Origin of the sequence: Seohaeicola nanhaiensis, assembly GCF_042654245.1 — a bacterium.
In the GTDB taxonomy this organism is placed as follows: Bacteria; Pseudomonadota; Alphaproteobacteria; order Rhodobacterales; family Rhodobacteraceae; genus Seohaeicola_A; species Seohaeicola_A nanhaiensis.
In genome coordinates this window covers 112,053-127,045 of the sequence record NZ_JBHSGI010000024.1, presented here as the reverse complement: position 1 = coordinate 127,045, position 14,993 = coordinate 112,053, and the positions used below count along the sequence as shown (strand labels likewise).

13 protein-coding genes are annotated in these 14,993 nt (G+C 65.8%); 4 read left to right on the top strand and 9 right to left on the bottom strand.

Annotated features, from left to right (window positions below):
- Positions 1–12: 12 nt before the first annotated feature.
- Positions 13–507 carry an MgtC/SapB family protein gene (locus tag ACFO5X_RS15050; RefSeq protein WP_380718301.1) on the top strand — a complete coding sequence of 165 codons (495 nt, stop codon included), beginning with the start codon at positions 13–15 and terminating at the stop codon, positions 505–507.
- 1 nt (position 508) lies between these two features.
- On the opposite strand, the gene ftsY is transcribed toward ACFO5X_RS15050, so the two are convergent.
- The 4 genes from ftsY to ACFO5X_RS15030 all read right to left on the bottom strand — a co-directional run bounded on the left by ftsY (position 509) and on the right by ACFO5X_RS15030 (position 7,491).
- Entirely contained in the window at positions 509–1,564 is a 1,056-nt protein-coding gene (gene ftsY, locus ACFO5X_RS15045) for a signal recognition particle-docking protein FtsY (RefSeq protein WP_380718298.1), read from the bottom strand.
- 126 nt (positions 1,565–1,690) lie between these two features.
- Positions 1,691–3,376, bottom strand: coding sequence for an NAD(P)H-dependent oxidoreductase subunit E (locus tag ACFO5X_RS15040; RefSeq protein WP_380718296.1), 1,686 nt, complete (start codon positions 3,374–3,376; stop codon positions 1,691–1,693).
- Positions 3,377–3,542: 166 nt separating this feature from the next.
- Positions 3,543–6,359, bottom strand: coding sequence for a [protein-PII] uridylyltransferase (locus ACFO5X_RS15035; RefSeq protein WP_380718293.1), 2,817 nt, complete (start codon positions 6,357–6,359; stop codon positions 3,543–3,545).
- Positions 6,319–7,491 carry a penicillin-binding protein activator gene (locus ACFO5X_RS15030; protein ID WP_380718289.1) on the bottom strand — a complete coding sequence of 391 codons (1,173 nt, stop codon included), beginning with the start codon at positions 7,489–7,491 and terminating at the stop codon, positions 6,319–6,321. The genes ACFO5X_RS15035 and ACFO5X_RS15030 overlap by 41 nt, the downstream gene beginning before the upstream one ends.
- Before the next feature lie 86 nt (positions 7,492–7,577).
- Between ACFO5X_RS15030 and rsmI the strand changes: the two genes are divergently transcribed.
- Genes rsmI through gshB form a run of 3 tightly spaced genes read left to right on the top strand, consistent with a single transcriptional unit; the run spans position 7,578 to position 9,799 of the window.
- Positions 7,578–8,435: a 16S rRNA (cytidine(1402)-2'-O)-methyltransferase gene (gene rsmI, locus ACFO5X_RS15025; protein ID WP_380718288.1), complete on the top strand. Its 858-nt coding sequence runs from the start codon at positions 7,578–7,580 to the stop codon at positions 8,433–8,435.
- On the top strand, positions 8,435–8,803 hold the full coding sequence (locus tag ACFO5X_RS15020; protein WP_380718287.1) for a YraN family protein: 369 nt from the start codon (positions 8,435–8,437) through the stop codon (positions 8,801–8,803). The genes rsmI and ACFO5X_RS15020 overlap by 1 nt, the downstream gene beginning before the upstream one ends.
- Before the next feature lie 60 nt (positions 8,804–8,863).
- Positions 8,864–9,799, top strand: coding sequence for a glutathione synthase (gene gshB / locus ACFO5X_RS15015; protein ID WP_380718286.1), 936 nt, complete (start codon positions 8,864–8,866; stop codon positions 9,797–9,799).
- 67 nt (positions 9,800–9,866) lie between these two features.
- Here gshB and ACFO5X_RS15010 read toward each other — a convergent pair whose 3' ends face one another.
- The 5 genes from ACFO5X_RS15010 to ACFO5X_RS14990 all read right to left on the bottom strand — a co-directional run bounded on the left by ACFO5X_RS15010 (position 9,867) and on the right by ACFO5X_RS14990 (position 14,990).
- Positions 9,867–10,772, bottom strand: coding sequence for a hypothetical protein (locus ACFO5X_RS15010; protein ID WP_380718285.1), 906 nt, complete (start codon positions 10,770–10,772; stop codon positions 9,867–9,869).
- A 4-nt stretch (positions 10,773–10,776) separates the two neighbouring features.
- Complete coding sequence (locus ACFO5X_RS15005) at positions 10,777–12,090, bottom strand: TRAP transporter large permease (protein WP_380718284.1); 1,314 nt, start codon at positions 12,088–12,090, stop codon at positions 10,777–10,779.
- Between the two features lie 9 nt (positions 12,091–12,099).
- Positions 12,100–12,630 carry a TRAP transporter small permease gene (locus ACFO5X_RS15000; RefSeq protein WP_380718283.1) on the bottom strand — a complete coding sequence of 177 codons (531 nt, stop codon included), beginning with the start codon at positions 12,628–12,630 and terminating at the stop codon, positions 12,100–12,102.
- 80 nt (positions 12,631–12,710) lie between these two features.
- Positions 12,711–13,688, bottom strand: coding sequence for a TRAP transporter substrate-binding protein (locus ACFO5X_RS14995; RefSeq protein WP_380718282.1), 978 nt, complete (start codon positions 13,686–13,688; stop codon positions 12,711–12,713).
- Between the two features lie 51 nt (positions 13,689–13,739).
- Entirely contained in the window at positions 13,740–14,990 is a 1,251-nt protein-coding gene (locus ACFO5X_RS14990) for an NAD(P)/FAD-dependent oxidoreductase (RefSeq protein WP_380718281.1), read from the bottom strand.
- Between the last annotated feature and the right edge of the window lie 3 nt (positions 14,991–14,993).

Here is a 14,993-nt window from a genome sequence, read left to right as displayed (position 1 = left end):
GAGGGGTACGGCATGCTCGAGATCATCAAGGAAGAAATCACCGGCGGGTTTTCCGTGGTCCCGGTCGAGCAATCGGCCATCCGGCTGGGGGTTGCGCTGTTTCTCGGCGCGGTCATCGGTCTGGAGCGCGAGGCGAGCGGCAAGCCGGCCGGGTTGCGAACGCATATGCTGGTTTCGATGGCGGCCTGTCTTTTCATCCTGGTCAGCCAGAACCTCGCCACGCTGGATTTCGGCCCGCGCGAGTCGATGCGGGTCGATCCGCTGCGCCTGATCGAGGCGGTGACTGCCGGGGTCGCGTTTCTGGCCGCGGGCGCGATCTTCACCTCGGGCGGTCGGGTGCGAAACATCACAACAGGCGCTTCCATGTGGCTGGCTGGCGCGATCGGGCTGGCCTGCGGCGCAGGGCAGGAAGCGCTGGCCGGGCTCGCGACGGCGCTCGTCTTCGGGATATTGCTGCTGCTGGGATGGGTGGAACGCCGGATGGGCTGGAGAGACAAAGAGGAATAACTCAAGCGGTGAGGTCCAGTCCGGTCAGGGCGGCGGCAAATTCCTCGGGGTCGAAGGGCGCAAGGTCGTCGATCTGCTCGCCGACGCCGATGGCATGGATCGGAAGGCCGAACCGGTCGGCCAGAGCCACCAGAACGCCGCCCTTGGCGGTGCCGTCAAGCTTGGTCATCACCAGCCCGGAGACATCGGCGATCTTGCGGAAGATATCGACCTGATTCAACGCGTTCTGGCCCGTGGTGGCATCCAGCACGAGCAGGGTGTTGTGCGGCGCGTCGGGGTCTTTCTTGCGGATGACGCGGACGATCTTGGCCAGTTCCTCCATCAGGTCCTGACGGTTCTGCAGCCGTCCGGCGGTGTCGATCAGCAGGAGGTCGGCACCTTCGGTCTGGGCCTTTGTCATCGCGTCGAACGCGAGGCTGGCGGGATCGGAACCTTCGGGCGCGGTCAGCACCGGGACCCCTGCCCTGTCGCCCCAGACCTGAAGCTGTTCGACGGCCGCCGCGCGGAAAGTGTCGCCGGCGGCGATGATCACCGATTTGCCCGCGGCGCGGAACTGGCTGGCCAGCTTGCCGATGGTGGTGGTCTTGCCCGAGCCGTTCACGCCGACCACCAGCACCACCTGGGGGCGCTTGGGGTAGAGCGGCATCGGCCGCGCCACGGGTTCCATGATGCGGGCGATCTCGGTGGCGAGGATCTGCTTGATCTCGTCGGAGGAGAGTTTCCGCCCCATCCGACCCTCGGCCATGTTGGCGGTGACACGCAGCGCGGTGTCGACCCCCATGTCGGCGGCGATGAGCAGCTCTTCCAGTTGTTCGAGCATCTCGTCGTCCAGGGTTCGACGGACCACAGTTTGCGGCGCGGCGCGCGACATGAGCCGGCCGAGCAGACCGGGGCGGGAAGGTTCGGACCGGGCGGCGGGGGCTGGGGTCGCGGCAGGAGGCGCGGAAGGCGCGGCAGGTTCGGTGTCGCCGCCATCGCCGACAATGGCATCCAACCCCTCGTCGAGTTTCGAGGAGGAGTTGAACAGCCGATCCTTCAGCTTCTGGAAAAACGCCATAGTCGTCTCCGCAGGGTCTTGCCTTCACCTAATGCGCTTCGCGGCGATTGGAAAGCGGTCGGGGCGTTTCTGACCGGATTGGAGAGGGTGGCGGTGGTAAAAAGTGCTCTGTAGGAACGTGCGGGGTCAGATTTCGTCGGGGAAATGCCGGATGGTCAGGCGGATCGGGTTCGGCGCGGCCTGCCCGAGACCGCAGATGGAGGCATCGGCCATCGTCTGGCAGAGCTCCTCCAGCAGCGCGGTATCCCAGCGGTCGGCCTCCATCAGCTTGACCGCCTTTTCGCAGCCGACGCGGCAGGGGGTGCACTGGCCGCAGCTTTCGTCCTCAAAGAAGCGCAGCATGTTGAGCGCGGCAGCGCGGGCGGAATCGTGGTCGGAGAGGACCACGATGGCGGCGGAGCCGATGAAGGTGCCGTGTTTTTGCAGCTGGTCGAAATCCATCGGAATGTCGGACAACGAGGCCGGCAACAGGCCGGCGGAGGGGCCGCCGGGCTGATAGGCCTTGAAGACATGGCCTTCGAGCATTCCGCCAGCGGCCTCGATAATGTCCCTCATCGTCGAACCGGCGGGCAAAAGGTAGACACCAGGAGACCGGACGCGGCCGGAGACGGAATAGGAACGCAGGCCGGTGCGGCCGTTTTTTTGGGTCGACGAAAGGACTTCGTGTCCTTCCCTGACAATCTGCGAGAGCCAGAAAAGCGTTTCGACATTGTGGACAAGAGTCGGGCGGCCGAAGAGGCCAACCTCGGCGACGAAGGGCGGGCGATGGCGCGGGAGACCGCGCTTGCCTTCGATGGATTCGAGCATCGCGCTCTCTTCGCCGCAGATATAGGCACCCGCGCCGCGACGCAGTTCAACGAAGCCTTTATCCACAAGGTTTTCATCTTCCAAAGCTCTGATTTCCCTGCGCAAAATCTCGATCACCGCAGGATATTCATCGCGCATGTAGATAAAACAGCGCTGCGCCTCGACCGCCCAGGCGGCAATGAGCATTCCTTCAAGGAAACCATGAGGCTGGCTTTCGAGATAGAAGCGGTCCTTGAAGGTGCCGGGTTCGCCCTCATCACCGTTTACCGCCAGGTAACGCGGGCCGGGATGGGCGCGGACGAAGCCCCACTTCTTGCCCGAGGGGAAACCGGCACCCCCGAGACCGCGCAGGCCGGAGGCGGCGACGGTGGCCTGCACTTCTTCCCAGTCGCCCTTCGCGCGCAGGTTCAGGAGTTCGGCGTAACCGCCTGCGGCTCGGTAATCTTCCAGCGTTTCGTAGCTGGGGATATAAGCGTGGATATCCTGTGCGTCGATTGCCGCCTGCACCTTTTCGGGCGTGGCATGTTCGATGTGGTTGTGCCCGATTTCGAGTGCGGGAGCCGCGGCGCAGCGGCCCATGCAGGGCGCGCGCAGGACGCGGACCTTGGCTGGATCAAGCCCCTTTTCCAGCGCGCTTTTCAGCTGCCGGGCGCCGGCCATCTCGCAGGAAAGGGAGTCGCAGACACGTATCGTGAGGGCCGGCGGCGGCGTCTCGCCTTCCTTGACGAGGTCGAAATGGGCGTAGAAGGAGGCGACCTCCCAGACTTCGGCCTGACCGATGCGCATTTCCTCGGCCAGTGCGCGCAGGTGCGCGGCGGACAGGTGGCCATAGGCGTCCTGGATCAGGTGGAGAAATTCGATCAGCAGGTCTCGGCGCCGGGGTGCATCGCCCAGCAGGCCACGGACCTCGGCGAGTGCGGCGTCGTCAAGCTGGCGCCCCTTGGGAACGTGGCGGCCCTTGCCCTTGCCCGATTTCCAAATACCCTTGCCGTCCTGAACAGTCATCGCACCGTCACTCCGAATGATCCGTGCATGGGTCTATACCCCGCGGGGACCATGGGTGCGATCAAAAGCGACATTCGTTCGCGGCTTTGCGTTGTCCTGGGATCGGGGCTTGTCGCCTTTCGGAAACAGCCGGGCGCAATCGTCTGCACCCGCTCTGCCGAACCTGTCAGTCTCGGGCGCGGGCGGCCCCTTCCTCGATCGCCTTGCGCAGCTTCGCCTCCAGCGAGCGCTGCTTGCTTTCGGAGTGGTATTTCAGGCCGAACATGTCCTTCACGTAGAAGGTATCGACCACCTGCTCGCCAAAGGTCGCGATCACCGCATTGGCGATATAGACGTTGCTGGCTGCCAGGGTGCGCGCCAGATCGTAGAGCAGGCCCGGGCGATCGCGGGTGTCGACCTCGATGATCGTGTAGATTTCCGACCCGTCGTTGTCGAAGGAGATGTGAGTGGCGACGTTGAAGGCCTTCTCGCGCTTCTTGATCTTGTCGCGGGATTTCAGCGCGTCGCGGGCGACCACCTCGCCCTTGAGCGTCTTGTGGATCATCTGCGCCAGACGCGGCAGGCGCGCGGCCTCGTAGGGATGGCCGTCGGCGTCCTGGATCCAAAAGGCGTCGGTCACGTAGCCGTCCTTGGTGGTATAGCTGCGCGCGTCGACCACATTCGCGCCGACGAGGGCCAGCGCGCCGGCGAGGCGTGCGAAGATGCCGGGATGATCGGCCATCACGAAGCAGACGCGGGTCGCGTCGCGGTCTTCGTCCGGGTGCAGGTTGATCAGAACCTTCCCGGGATCGTTAGCCTCTTCGAGTTCGCGCAGCATGCGGGCGAAATCGACATGGGCGGTGACGTGCAGACCCTGCCAGTATGGCGGATAGTGACGCGACGTCTCGGTCTTGAGCGCAGATTTGGGCCAGTCGGGCAGCGCCTCGCGCAGAAGACGCTTGGCCTCGGTGCCGCGGTTCTCGCGGTTGAGCGCCTCCATCCCCTCTTCCAGCGCGCGCCGCGTCTGGCGGTACAGCGCACGGATGAGCGCGGCCTTCCAGTTGTTCCAGGTGTTCGGGCCGACACCGCGGATGTCGCAGACGGTCAGAACAGTGAGCAGGTCCATCCGCTTGACCGTCTGCACCGCCTTGGCGAAGTCCCGCACGGTGCGCGGGTCGGCGATATCTCGTTTCTGCGCCATGTCGGACATGAGCAAGTGGTGGCGCACCAGCCATTCCACCGTTTCGCTGTCAGCCTTGTTGAGGCCGAGGCGCGGGGCGACGCGACGGGCGATCTGGGCGCCGAGAATCGAATGGTCCTCGCTGCGGCCCTTCCCGATGTCATGAAGCAGGACGGCAAGGTAGAGCACCTTGCGGTTCACGCCCTCCTTGAGGATGCCCGAGGCAATGGGAAGGGATTCGCGCAGTTCGCCCTTTTCGATCTGGGCGAGGTTGCGGATGCACTGGATGATGTGCTCGTCCACCGTATAGCTGTGATACATGTTGAACTGCATCATCGCGACGATGGGCTCGAATTCCGGCAGGAAGGCTGCCAGCACGCCCAGCTCGTTCATCCGCCGCAGGGCGCGTTCCGGGTTGCCGTGTTTCAGCAGCAGACCCATGAAGATGTTCGCCGCCTCGCGGTCGTTGCGCATCTCGTCGTCGATCAGGTGGAGGTTGGCCGTGACCAGCCGCATGGCGTCGGGGTGGATCAGCATGCCCGTGCGCAGACCTTCGTCGAAAAGGCGCAGGATGTTCACCGGATCGGCAAGAAACTCCTTGGGATCGCTGATCGCCAGACGGTTGTGAATGACCTCGTAACCCTCGCGCGCGCGGCGTTTGCGCTGGAAGATGCGGTCGAGCAGCGGCGCGGGCTTGACGTGGATCGCCTCGAGCTTGGTCAGCAGGATGCGGGTCAGGTCGCCCACCGCGGTCGCGTGGCGGAAATAGTCCTGCATGAAGACCTCGACCCCCCGGCGGCCCGCCTTGTCCTGATAGCCCATGCGCTCGGCCACCTCGACCTGGAGGTCGAAGGTCAGCTGTTCGGTGGCGCGGCCGGCGAGCAGGTGCATGTGCGAGCGGACGGCCCAAAGGAAGTCTTCGGCGCGGCGGAAGCGTTCGAACTCTTCGCGCCGGAAGACGCCGAGCGGCACGAGGTCGGCGGCGTCGTCCACGCCGTGGACGTATTTCGCCATCCAGAACATCGACTGGAGATCGCGCAGCCCGCCCTTGCCTTCCTTGACGTTGGGTTCGACCACATAGCGCTGGCCGAACTTGGCGTGCCGCGCGGCGCGTTCCTCGAGCTTGGCCTCGAGAAAGGCACGGGCGTCGTGGGCGAAGAGGTCGGCCTTGAGGCGCTTGTCGAGTTCGGCCGCGAGCCGGCCGTCGCCGGTCAGGAACCGATGTTCGAGCAGCGCGGTCCGGATGGTGAAATCGCTGAGGCCAAGGCGCACGCATTCGCGGATGGTGCGGCTGGCGTGGCCGACCTTCAGCCGAAGATCCCAGAGGATGTAGAGCATCGATTCGATGACGCTCTCGGCCCAGGGGGTGATCTTGTAGGGGGTGACGAACAGCAGGTCGACGTCCGAGAAGGGCGCCATCTCGCCCCGTCCATAGCCACCGACCGCGATCAGGGCGATGCGCTCGGCGGCAGTGGGGTTGGGCAGCGGGTGCAGGCGGGTGCGGGCGACCCGCAGCGCCGAGATGACCAGACAGTCGGTCAGCCAGGCGTAGGAGCGGGTGAGTGCCTCGGCGTTGAAGGGCGCCTTGGCGAAGGCGTCGGCAATCGCCGCGCGCCCGGTCTGGTTCGCCTCGCGCAGGATGCGGACGGTCTCGGCCCTCATTTCGAGTGGCGGCAGCGCGTCGACCGCCAGCGCGTCGAGCGCGGCGGTGACGGCGTCCACATCGAAGATGGACCGCGAATCGTCGCAGATCAGCGCGAGTTCGGGGGCCTGGACCGCTGGCTCAGAGGCCAGGACCCGCGAAGCTTGTCGGGGCGGGGTCAATCACTACCACCTGCTTGTTCTGGATCGTCGCGACGGCGAGGCCGCGCTGGTTGGTGCCATCCGAGCGCAGGCGGAAGATGCCACCGACACCCTGGAAACCGGCCCCCTGGGTGAGCGCAGCGCCGGTCAGCGCGTTCGCCTTGCCGGCACCGACAAGGGCGCCGATGGCGGCGATGCCGTCATAGGCGAGGCCGCCGATCGGGTGCGGCGCGGCGCCATAGGCGGCGGCGTAGCGGCTGTTGAAGAGCGCGGCCTTGTTCGGGTCGGGCAGCGCGAACCATCCGCCCTGCACGCCCGGAAGCTCGAGCGTCTGGGCCGGGATGTCCCAGCGGGTGAGGCCGATGTACTGCACGGCAGAGGGCGACACCCCGGCTTCGGGCAGCATCTGCGACAGGAGCGGCAGGGCACCGGCGGTGTTGGCGGTCAGGAACAGCGCGTCGGCGCCGGTGCTGGAGACGGTTTCCTTGATGCGGGGCACCGAGGCGATCACGCTCTGCTGCGAAAGCTCGAAAGGTACGGCCCCGGCGATCCGTGCGCCGGCCCGGGTTGCGGCGGCCTGAAAGGCGTCGCGGCCAGCAGTGCCGGCGAGGTCGGTCGAATAGACCACGACGATGTTCCGCTTGCCATGGGAGGCGGCGTAGTTGGCCATGCGTGTGGCGGTGTTCTCGAAGGTGGGGCCGAGGATGAAGACGTTGCCGCCGGCGATCGAGGCGTTGTTCGAGAAGGAGAGCACATTGACGTTGCGGTTGCGCACGGCGAGGCCGGCCGCATTGGCGGATTCGGCATAGACCGGTCCGAGGATGATCCGGGCGCCCTCGTCCACGGCCTGGCTGGCCACGGTGGCGGCAGTGCCCGCGTCGCCCGCGGTGTCATAGACGCGCAGGTCGATCTTGACGCCCTGCAGGTCGGCGATCGCAAGACGGGCGGCGTTTTCGAGGCTGACCGCGAGGATTGCGTCGCCGGGCTGGGCCGAACCGCGCGGCACGAGCAGCGCGACGGGGACAGGCGCGGAGGTGTCGATGGACGGGCCACCTGTACCTGTGGCGACATCACAGGCGGAAAGCAGGGCGCCGGCGATCAGTGTCAGCCCGACAAGGGCCGCCTTGCGGGCATTGGAAAAAACAGCGAACATGGAACTCTCTCCCTCGGATCGCGCGGCTTTGATACCGCGTGCTGGTCGGTCCGGAATAATAGACGTCAGCGAAGGCGGGTCCAGCATTGAATCACCGCAAGGTACAATTGGCTCCGGGCCTGCATTTTGTCGCCACACCCATCGGGACCGCGCGGGACATTACCCTGCGCGCGCTGGACACCCTGGCCTCGGCCGATGTGCTGGCGGCGGAGGACACCCGCAGCCTGCGCCATCTGATGGACATCCACGGCGTGCCGCTGGAGGGGCGGCGGGTGATCGCCTATCACGACCATAGCGGAGAAGGCGTGCGCGCACGGCTTGTGGAGGCGATGGCCGAGGGGCGATCGGTCGCCTATGCCTCGGAAGCGGGGATGCCGCTGATCGCCGATCCGGGATTCGACCTGGCGCGCGCGGCGGCGGCGGCGGGTCATCCGGTCACGGCGGCGCCGGGTGCGACGGCGCTGACCACCGCGCTGGCGCTGGCGGGGCTGCCAACCGACGCGTTCTTCTTCGGCGGATTTCTGCCCCCGGCCCGGGCGGCGCGCCGCACGCGGCTGGAAGAGCTGGCCCAGATCCCCGGCACGCTTGTGTTCTACGAATCGCCGCAGCGGGTGGCGGCGGCCCTGGCCGACATGGCGGAGGTGCTGGGCGAAGAGCGCCCCGCCGCGCTGTGCCGTGAGCTGACGAAGAAATTCGAGGAGGTTCGCCGCCTGCCGCTGGGGGAGCTTGCGCGGTCGCTGGAGGGGGCGCCGGTGAAGGGCGAGATCGTGCTGGTGGTCGACCGCGGGCGTTCGGTGAAAATTAGGGAATCCGACGTAGAAGCGGATCTGATCGAGGCGATGAAGGGGAACAGCCTGCGCGATGCGGCGGATCTTGTGGCGCGGCTGCACGATCTGCCACGCCGCAAGGTCTATCAGATGGCGCTGACGCTGGGGAAGGGATGATGCAGAAGGCGCTGCGCGGGAAGCTGGCCTATGAGGCGGGCGCCTCGGCGGAGGAGCGGATCGCCGAAGACTATCAGCGGCGCGGCTTTGCGCTGGCCGCGCGGCGCTGGCGCGCGGGCGGCGGAGAGATCGACATCATCGCGCGCGACAAGGACGGGCTGGTCTTTGTCGAGGTCAAGAAAAGCAGCGATTTTGCCCGGGCCGCCGACGCCCTGTGCCGTCACCAGATGCGCCGGATCTGCGCGGCGGCGGAGCAGTTTCTGGCCGGGGAACCGAACGGGCTGATGACCAACATGCGGTTTGACGTGGCGCTGGTGAACGCCACCGGCGCCTTCCGGATCATCGAAAACGCCTTCGGCGAGACCTGATCGCCATTGATCCCCCCTCGCGCCTGCGCCATGAATGCGGCCGAACACAGGGGAACCGCCATGAAAATCGCCTTCCAGATGGACCCGATCCTTACGGTGAACATCAATGCCGACAGCAGCTTCCGCCTCGCCGAAGAGGCGCAGAAGCGGGGGCATTCGCTGTTCTACTACGGCCCGGACCAGCTGGCCTATCAGGAAGGGCGCATCACCGCGCGCGGGCAGGACATGACCGTCCAGCGGGACCCGGCTGCCCCCGCAATCCTGGGCGAGAGCCGCGAGGTGGATCTGGCCGATTTCGACGTGGTGTGGCTGCGTCAGGATCCGCCCTTCGACATGCATTACATCACCTCGACCCATCTGCTCGACCGGCTGAAGCAGACGACTTTGGTGGTGAACGACCCGTTCTGGGTGCGCAACTATCCCGAAAAGCTGCTGGTGCTGAATTTTCCGGGCCTGACGCCGCCCACGACCATCGCGCGCGACCTGGACACCATCCGCGCCTTCAAGGCGCGCCACGGCGACATCATCCTGAAGCCGCTTTACGGCAATGGCGGGGCCGGCGTGTTCCGGCTGGACGAGAACGACCGCAACCTGGCCTCGCTCTACGAGCTGTTCACCGGTTTTTCGCGTGAGCCTCTGATCGTGCAGAAGTTCCTGCCGGCGGTGGCGCAGGGCGACAAGCGGGTGATCCTGGTCGACGGCGAGCCGGTCGGCGCGATCAACCGGGTGCCGAAGGCGGGTGAGACGCGGTCAAACATGCATGTGGGCGGGCGGCCCGAGAAGATCGGCCTGACCGCGCGCGACCGCGAGATCTGCGATACCATCGGGCCATTGCTGCGCGAGAAGGGTCAGGTCTTCGTGGGGATCGACGTGATCGGGGATTACCTGACCGAGATCAACGTGACCTCGCCCACCGGCATCCAGGAGCTGGAACGTTTCGACGGGATCAACGTGGCCGAGAAGATCTGGCAGGTGATCGAGGCAAAGGTCGGCTGAGCCGGAGGGCTGTCTGCCCCCCGGTCCCCCCGAGGATATTTCCGGCAAGAGGAAGAGACGGCGCGCTCTAGCGGTAATACCAGCGCATCAGTAGCGGAGTCAGATACATCGGCATCTGATAGCAGCCGATGAAGAGCAGGATCGGCGTGGTGATCTCGGGCGGCAGCGCCACGAGGAACAGCGCGATGTTGCGGTTGCCCGCGATGATCGAGAGCGGCGTCCGGTCCGGGCGGCCCCTGAGCAGTGCTCCGGCGAGGAGCTGCAGCCCGAAGTTGGCGGCAAAGGCGGCGGCGAGCCAGGTGAAGAAGCGCGCCGGCTCGTGGGTCAGCGCCGGGCCGGCGGCGGACATCAGCCCGATGACCATCACCGCCATCAGCAGGGCCGAAGCGCCGTCGATGGCCTGAACCTGGCGCGCGTCCGGCGTGGGCAGCCAGCGCGCGCGCAGCCAGAAGGCGAAGGTGGCGGCGGCCAGGATGATCGCGGTCAGGCGCAGCGAGACCCAGACCAGCGCGGCAGGTCCGCCGAGGCCCTGAGTCAGCAGGAACACCGGGAACACCGTCAGCGGCAGCAGGGCCGTGCCCGCGATGACGAGGCGCAGGGCCGGCACTGGCGGTCCGCCGGCCATGACGGTGAGATTGGGCGATCCGGCGACCGAGGGCGCGGCGGTCATCAGGGTCAGCGCCACCGCCAGCGGCGTGTCGGCCATTCCGAGGGCGAGGAAGACAAGCGCGACGATGACCGGGACCGCGACCTGAAAGGCCAGAACCGCGCCGAGCAGCCGGGGCAGCTCCCCGAGCGAAGTCGCCGCCTGCCGATGCCCGATTCGGAAGGCCGCGATGAAGATCAGCCCGGCCACCATGACCGGCAGCCAGGCGCGCATCGCCTGGGCCAGATCCTGGAGCACCAGCCCCGCCACCAGCCCGGCGACCAGAAGCAGCCGGCCGTGCCGGGCCGCCATCACCAGGAGAGGCATCGCCTCAGGCGCCCGGGCGCTGGCGGATGTTGTCGGGCAGCCAGGTGGCGAGCTCGGGGAAGAAGATCAGAACGAAGACCATCAGCACCATGATCAAGAACATCGGAATCGCGGCGCGGGCGATGAAGGTCATCTGATGGCCGGTCATCCCCTGCAGCACGAAGAGGTTGAAGCCGATGGGCGGCGTGATCTGCGCCATCTCGACGACCACCACGATGAAGATGCCGAACCAGATGATGTCGATGCCGGCCTGACGGATCATCGGTTCGACCACCGCCATGGTCAGTACGACCGAGGAGATGCCGTCGAGGAAACAGCCGAGGATGATGTAGAAGACCAGCAGCGCCATCAGCAGCTGAAACTTCGTCAGCTCGAGCGAGGCGATCAGGTCGGCCAGCCCGCGCGGCAGGCCTGTGAAACCCATCGACAGCGAGAGGAAAGCGGCGCCGGCGAGGATCAGGGCGATCATCGCCGAGGTGCGCACGGCGCCCATGAGGCTTTCGGTGAAGGTCGAGAGGGAGAGCGACCCCTGCCCCGCCGCCAGGATCAGCGAGCCGATGACGCCGAAGGCCGCCGCCTCGGTCGCGGTGGCAAAGCCGAGATACATCGAGCCGATGACGACGAGGATGAGGCAGATCACCGGCAGAAGGAAACGCGAGTTCTTCAGCTTCTGCGCGAAGGTCATGACCGGTTCGGGCTTCGGGTTGAAATCGCGTTTCAGGAAGGAGGCGATGGCGACATAGGCCATGAACATGGCCGCCAGCACCAGGCCCGGGAAGACACCGGCCATGAAGAGCTTGGTGATCGATTCGTTGATGGTGACGCCATAGACGATCAGCGTGAGCGAGGGAGGAATCATCAGACCCAGGGTCGCCGCGCCGGCGAGGGTGCCGATGATCATGCTTTCGGGATAGTCGCGTTTGCGCAGTTCGGGGATCGACATCTTGCCGACCGTGGTCAGCGTGGCGGCTGACGAGCCCGACACTGCGGCGAAGACGGTGCAGCCGACGATATTGGTGTGGATCAGGCCGCCCGGGAGGCGGGCCATCCAGGGGCTGAGCCCTCTGAACATGTCCTCGGAAAGCCTTGTTCGATATAAGATTTCGCCCATCCAGATGAAAAGCGGCAGCGCCGTCAGCGTCCAGGAGGACGAAGATGTCCAGATCTTGGTGATCATCGCGTCGCCGGCCGGACGCGAGGTGAAGAGCTCCATGCCGACGTAAGCCACGCCCATCAGCGCGAGGCCGACCCAGACGCCGGAGCCCAGCAGCAGGAAGAGGACGAAGAGGAAGATGCCGATCGGGATCAGTTGTTCCATGACGCGCCCCTATTCCGCGTGGGCCTGTTCGACCGTGTCCTCGGCAATGCCGTGGGAGCCGGTGAAGATCAGGCGGATGAGGTGATCCCAGAAGCAGATCGCCAGAAGGACTGTGCCGATGCTCATCGACAGCTGCGGTATCCACATCGGGGTGGCATCGAGGCCCTGGCTGAGTTCCTTGAACCGGTGGGAGATGCGCGTGCCCTTGATGGCGTACCAGGCAAAATAGGTGGCCGTGGCGGCACCGATGCCGAAACACCAAAGCTCGCCCCACCAGCGGTTCCGCCCGAGGACGGAGAGGAACAGCGACACCCGGATGTGGGCGCCGTGGTTCAGGGCATAGGCGAAGGCGAAGAACGACGCGCCCGCCATGCAGTAACCGGCGTAATCGGTGGCGCCGGGGAAGACATGGCCCGTCCATCGGGCCAGCATCTGCAGCACGATCAGCACGAGGATCGCGACCAGGAAAAAGGCCGCGATCACCCCGCCAAGAGTGTACAGGCCATCAAGAAGGCGCCGCAGCACCCTGGCAATCGGCATCGCTCACCCCCGCGTTGCACTGCTGGAAGGGGGGCCAAAGATCTTGCGAAGTTCTCTGGCCCCGGTCCGGTCGTCCGGAGTCAGTTACCGGCCTTGTAGGCGTCGACGATGGCTTTGCCGTCGTCACCGGCCTTTGCCAGCCATTCTTCGGTCATCGTGGCGCCGATTTCCTTGAGGCCGTTCATCAGCTCATCCCCGGCGCGTTCGACGGTCATGCCGCCTTCCTTGAGCCCCTTGAGGGTGAAGGCAGTGTAGTCCTTTGCCTTGGCCAGGCCGTCGGTTGCGGCGGTGGCGGCACAGTCGTTCATCACCTTCTTGGTCGCGTCATCGAGCCCGTTCCAGGCGTCCATATTGACGAAGACGGCGTTGCGCGGCAGCCAGGCATCGACCTCGTAGAAGTGGCTCAGATGCTCCCAGACCTTGCGGTCATAGCCGGTTGCGCCCGAGGAGATGAAGCTTTCGGCCACGCCGGTGGCCAGCGCCTGGGAGAGTTCCGCCGCCTCGACCTGCACCGGAAGAGCGCCGGTCAGCTCGGCCATGCGGGCGGTGGCGGTGGAGTAGGAGCGGAACTTGACGCCCTTGAGATCGGCGACCGAGGTCATCGGCTTGTTGATGTAGAGGCCCTGCGGCGGCCATGGCACCGAATAGAGATAGTGCAGGTTGTCGCCTTCGAGAACCTTGGAGACGTAGGGTTCGGCGATCTTCCAGAGCTTTTCATGCTCGTCGAAGGAGGACACGAGGAAAGGGATCGAGTCGACGCCGTAGAGCGGGTTCTCGTTTTCATGCGCCGACAGCAGGCGTTCGCCGATATTGGCCTGGCCGGTCTGCACCGCGCGCTTGATCTCGTTGCCAGCGAAAAGCGAGCCCGAGGGGTGCGTCACGATCTCGAGCGCGCCGGAGGTGCCGTCGGTCACGCATTTGCCGAAGGCCGCGCCGATCTCGGAGTGGAAGTTCGTGGCAGCATAGGCCATCGGCATGTCCCACTTTTCGGCCTGTGCCGTCACGGCACCGGCCAGGGTCATGGCGCTTGCGCCCATCAGTCTGGCAATCGTCTTCATGGTCGTCTCCCTGTTGTGGTGTTTGGAGGCTCGGACGGCCTCCTTCCGGTTTCAGTTAAATCGTTCAGGTCTGTAGGGGGCAAGGTCAATGTTGGGTGAGCGGCCGGAAACCAGCTGCGCGAGGATGCGGCCGGTCTTGGGACCGCCTGTTAAACCGACATGATCGTGGCCGAAGCCGAGGAAAGCGCCTTCGACGCCCGGCACCTTGCCAATGACGGGGATCGAGTCGACCATCGAGGGACGGTGGCCCATCCATTCGACGGTTTTCTTCCAGGTGAGGCCGGGCATGGCGGCGCGGATATTGCGTTCGAGCAGGCGGAAGGGCGCGCGCGAAGGTGGTGCGTCGAGACCGCCGAATTCGACCACGCCGGCAAGGCGGATGCGGCCTTCCATCGGGGTGGCGACGAATTTGCCCGAGGCGACCATGGCCGGGGATCGCGGCATGATCGAAGGTTCCCACAGTTCGAGATGATAGCCGCGTTCGCTTTCCAGAGGGATCCGCAGGCCGAGCTTGTTGGTCAGCGGCACCGACCAGACGCCGGTGGCGAGAATGGCCGCATCGCAGCGGATGGTCTCGCCCCCCGCGCGCACGCCGGTCACGCGGCCGCCGTCACGGACGATGTCCTGAACCTCGGCCCGGATGATCTTTGCCCCCTGGCGTTCGGCATGGGCGGCGAGGTCCTTCACGTATTGGCCGGGATCGGCGATGCGCCCGTGATCGGGCATCCGAACGGCGAGATCGAGCACGCTGCTGAAGCCTGGGTCATAGGCCCGAAAGGCGGCACCTTCGAGGATTTCGCCTTCGAATCCGTATTCCTTGCGGATGGCCCAGCCGAAGGCGTCGCCTTCGTAGTGTGCGCGATTGTTGTAAAGGAAGAGGTAGTCGGCGGGGATCAGCCATTTTTCCGCGCCGGTGCCGGCGGCCAGCGCCTGGTGGTCGGCGAGGCTGTCGCCGATGATGGGCGCGAGCGCGGCGGCTCGTTGGCGGACGCTGGTGCTGTTGGCGGTCTTGAGGTAGCGCCAGAGCCAGGGGGCAAGCCTGGGCAGATAGCTCCACTTGAGGAAGAGCGGCTGGTTCGGATCGAAGAGCATCCGAGGGGCCTTGCCGATCAGGCCCGGTACGGCGACCGGGATGATCGAGCAGGAGGCGAGCACGCCGCCGTTGCCGTGGCTGGTGCCCTCGCCCGGACCGCGGCGGTCGATCAGGATGACCTTATGACCGTCGCGCTGAAGCCAGAGGGCGGTCGAGACACCGACGATACCCGCTCCGACGATTGCAACGGTCTTGGGGCTGTCGTTCATCTG

What these genes read in the sequence shown, in the direction of transcription:
- ACFO5X_RS15050 (WP_380718301.1), top strand. Translation starts at nt 13, where the DNA reads ATGCTCGAGATCATCAAGGAAGAAATCACCGGCGGGTTTTCCGTGGTC.
- ftsY (WP_380718298.1), bottom strand. Translation starts at nt 1,564, where the DNA reads ATGGCGTTTTTCCAGAAGCTGAAGGATCGGCTGTTCAACTCCTCCTCG.
- ACFO5X_RS15040 (WP_380718296.1), bottom strand. Translation starts at nt 3,376, where the DNA reads ATGACTGTTCAGGACGGCAAGGGTATTTGGAAATCGGGCAAGGGCAAG.
- ACFO5X_RS15030 (WP_380718289.1), bottom strand. Translation starts at nt 7,491, where the DNA reads ATGTTCGCTGTTTTTTCCAATGCCCGCAAGGCGGCCCTTGTCGGGCTG.
- ACFO5X_RS15020 (WP_380718287.1), top strand. Translation starts at nt 8,435, where the DNA reads ATGCAGAAGGCGCTGCGCGGGAAGCTGGCCTATGAGGCGGGCGCCTCG.
- gshB (WP_380718286.1), top strand. Translation starts at nt 8,864, where the DNA reads ATGAAAATCGCCTTCCAGATGGACCCGATCCTTACGGTGAACATCAAT.
- ACFO5X_RS15010 (WP_380718285.1), bottom strand. Translation starts at nt 10,772, where the DNA reads ATGCCTCTCCTGGTGATGGCGGCCCGGCACGGCCGGCTGCTTCTGGTC.
- ACFO5X_RS15005 (WP_380718284.1), bottom strand. Translation starts at nt 12,090, where the DNA reads ATGGAACAACTGATCCCGATCGGCATCTTCCTCTTCGTCCTCTTCCTG.
- ACFO5X_RS15000 (WP_380718283.1), bottom strand. Translation starts at nt 12,630, where the DNA reads ATGCCGATTGCCAGGGTGCTGCGGCGCCTTCTTGATGGCCTGTACACT.
- ACFO5X_RS14995 (WP_380718282.1), bottom strand. Translation starts at nt 13,688, where the DNA reads ATGAAGACGATTGCCAGACTGATGGGCGCAAGCGCCATGACCCTGGCC.
- ACFO5X_RS14990 (WP_380718281.1), bottom strand. Translation starts at nt 14,990, where the DNA reads ATGAACGACAGCCCCAAGACCGTTGCAATCGTCGGAGCGGGTATCGTC.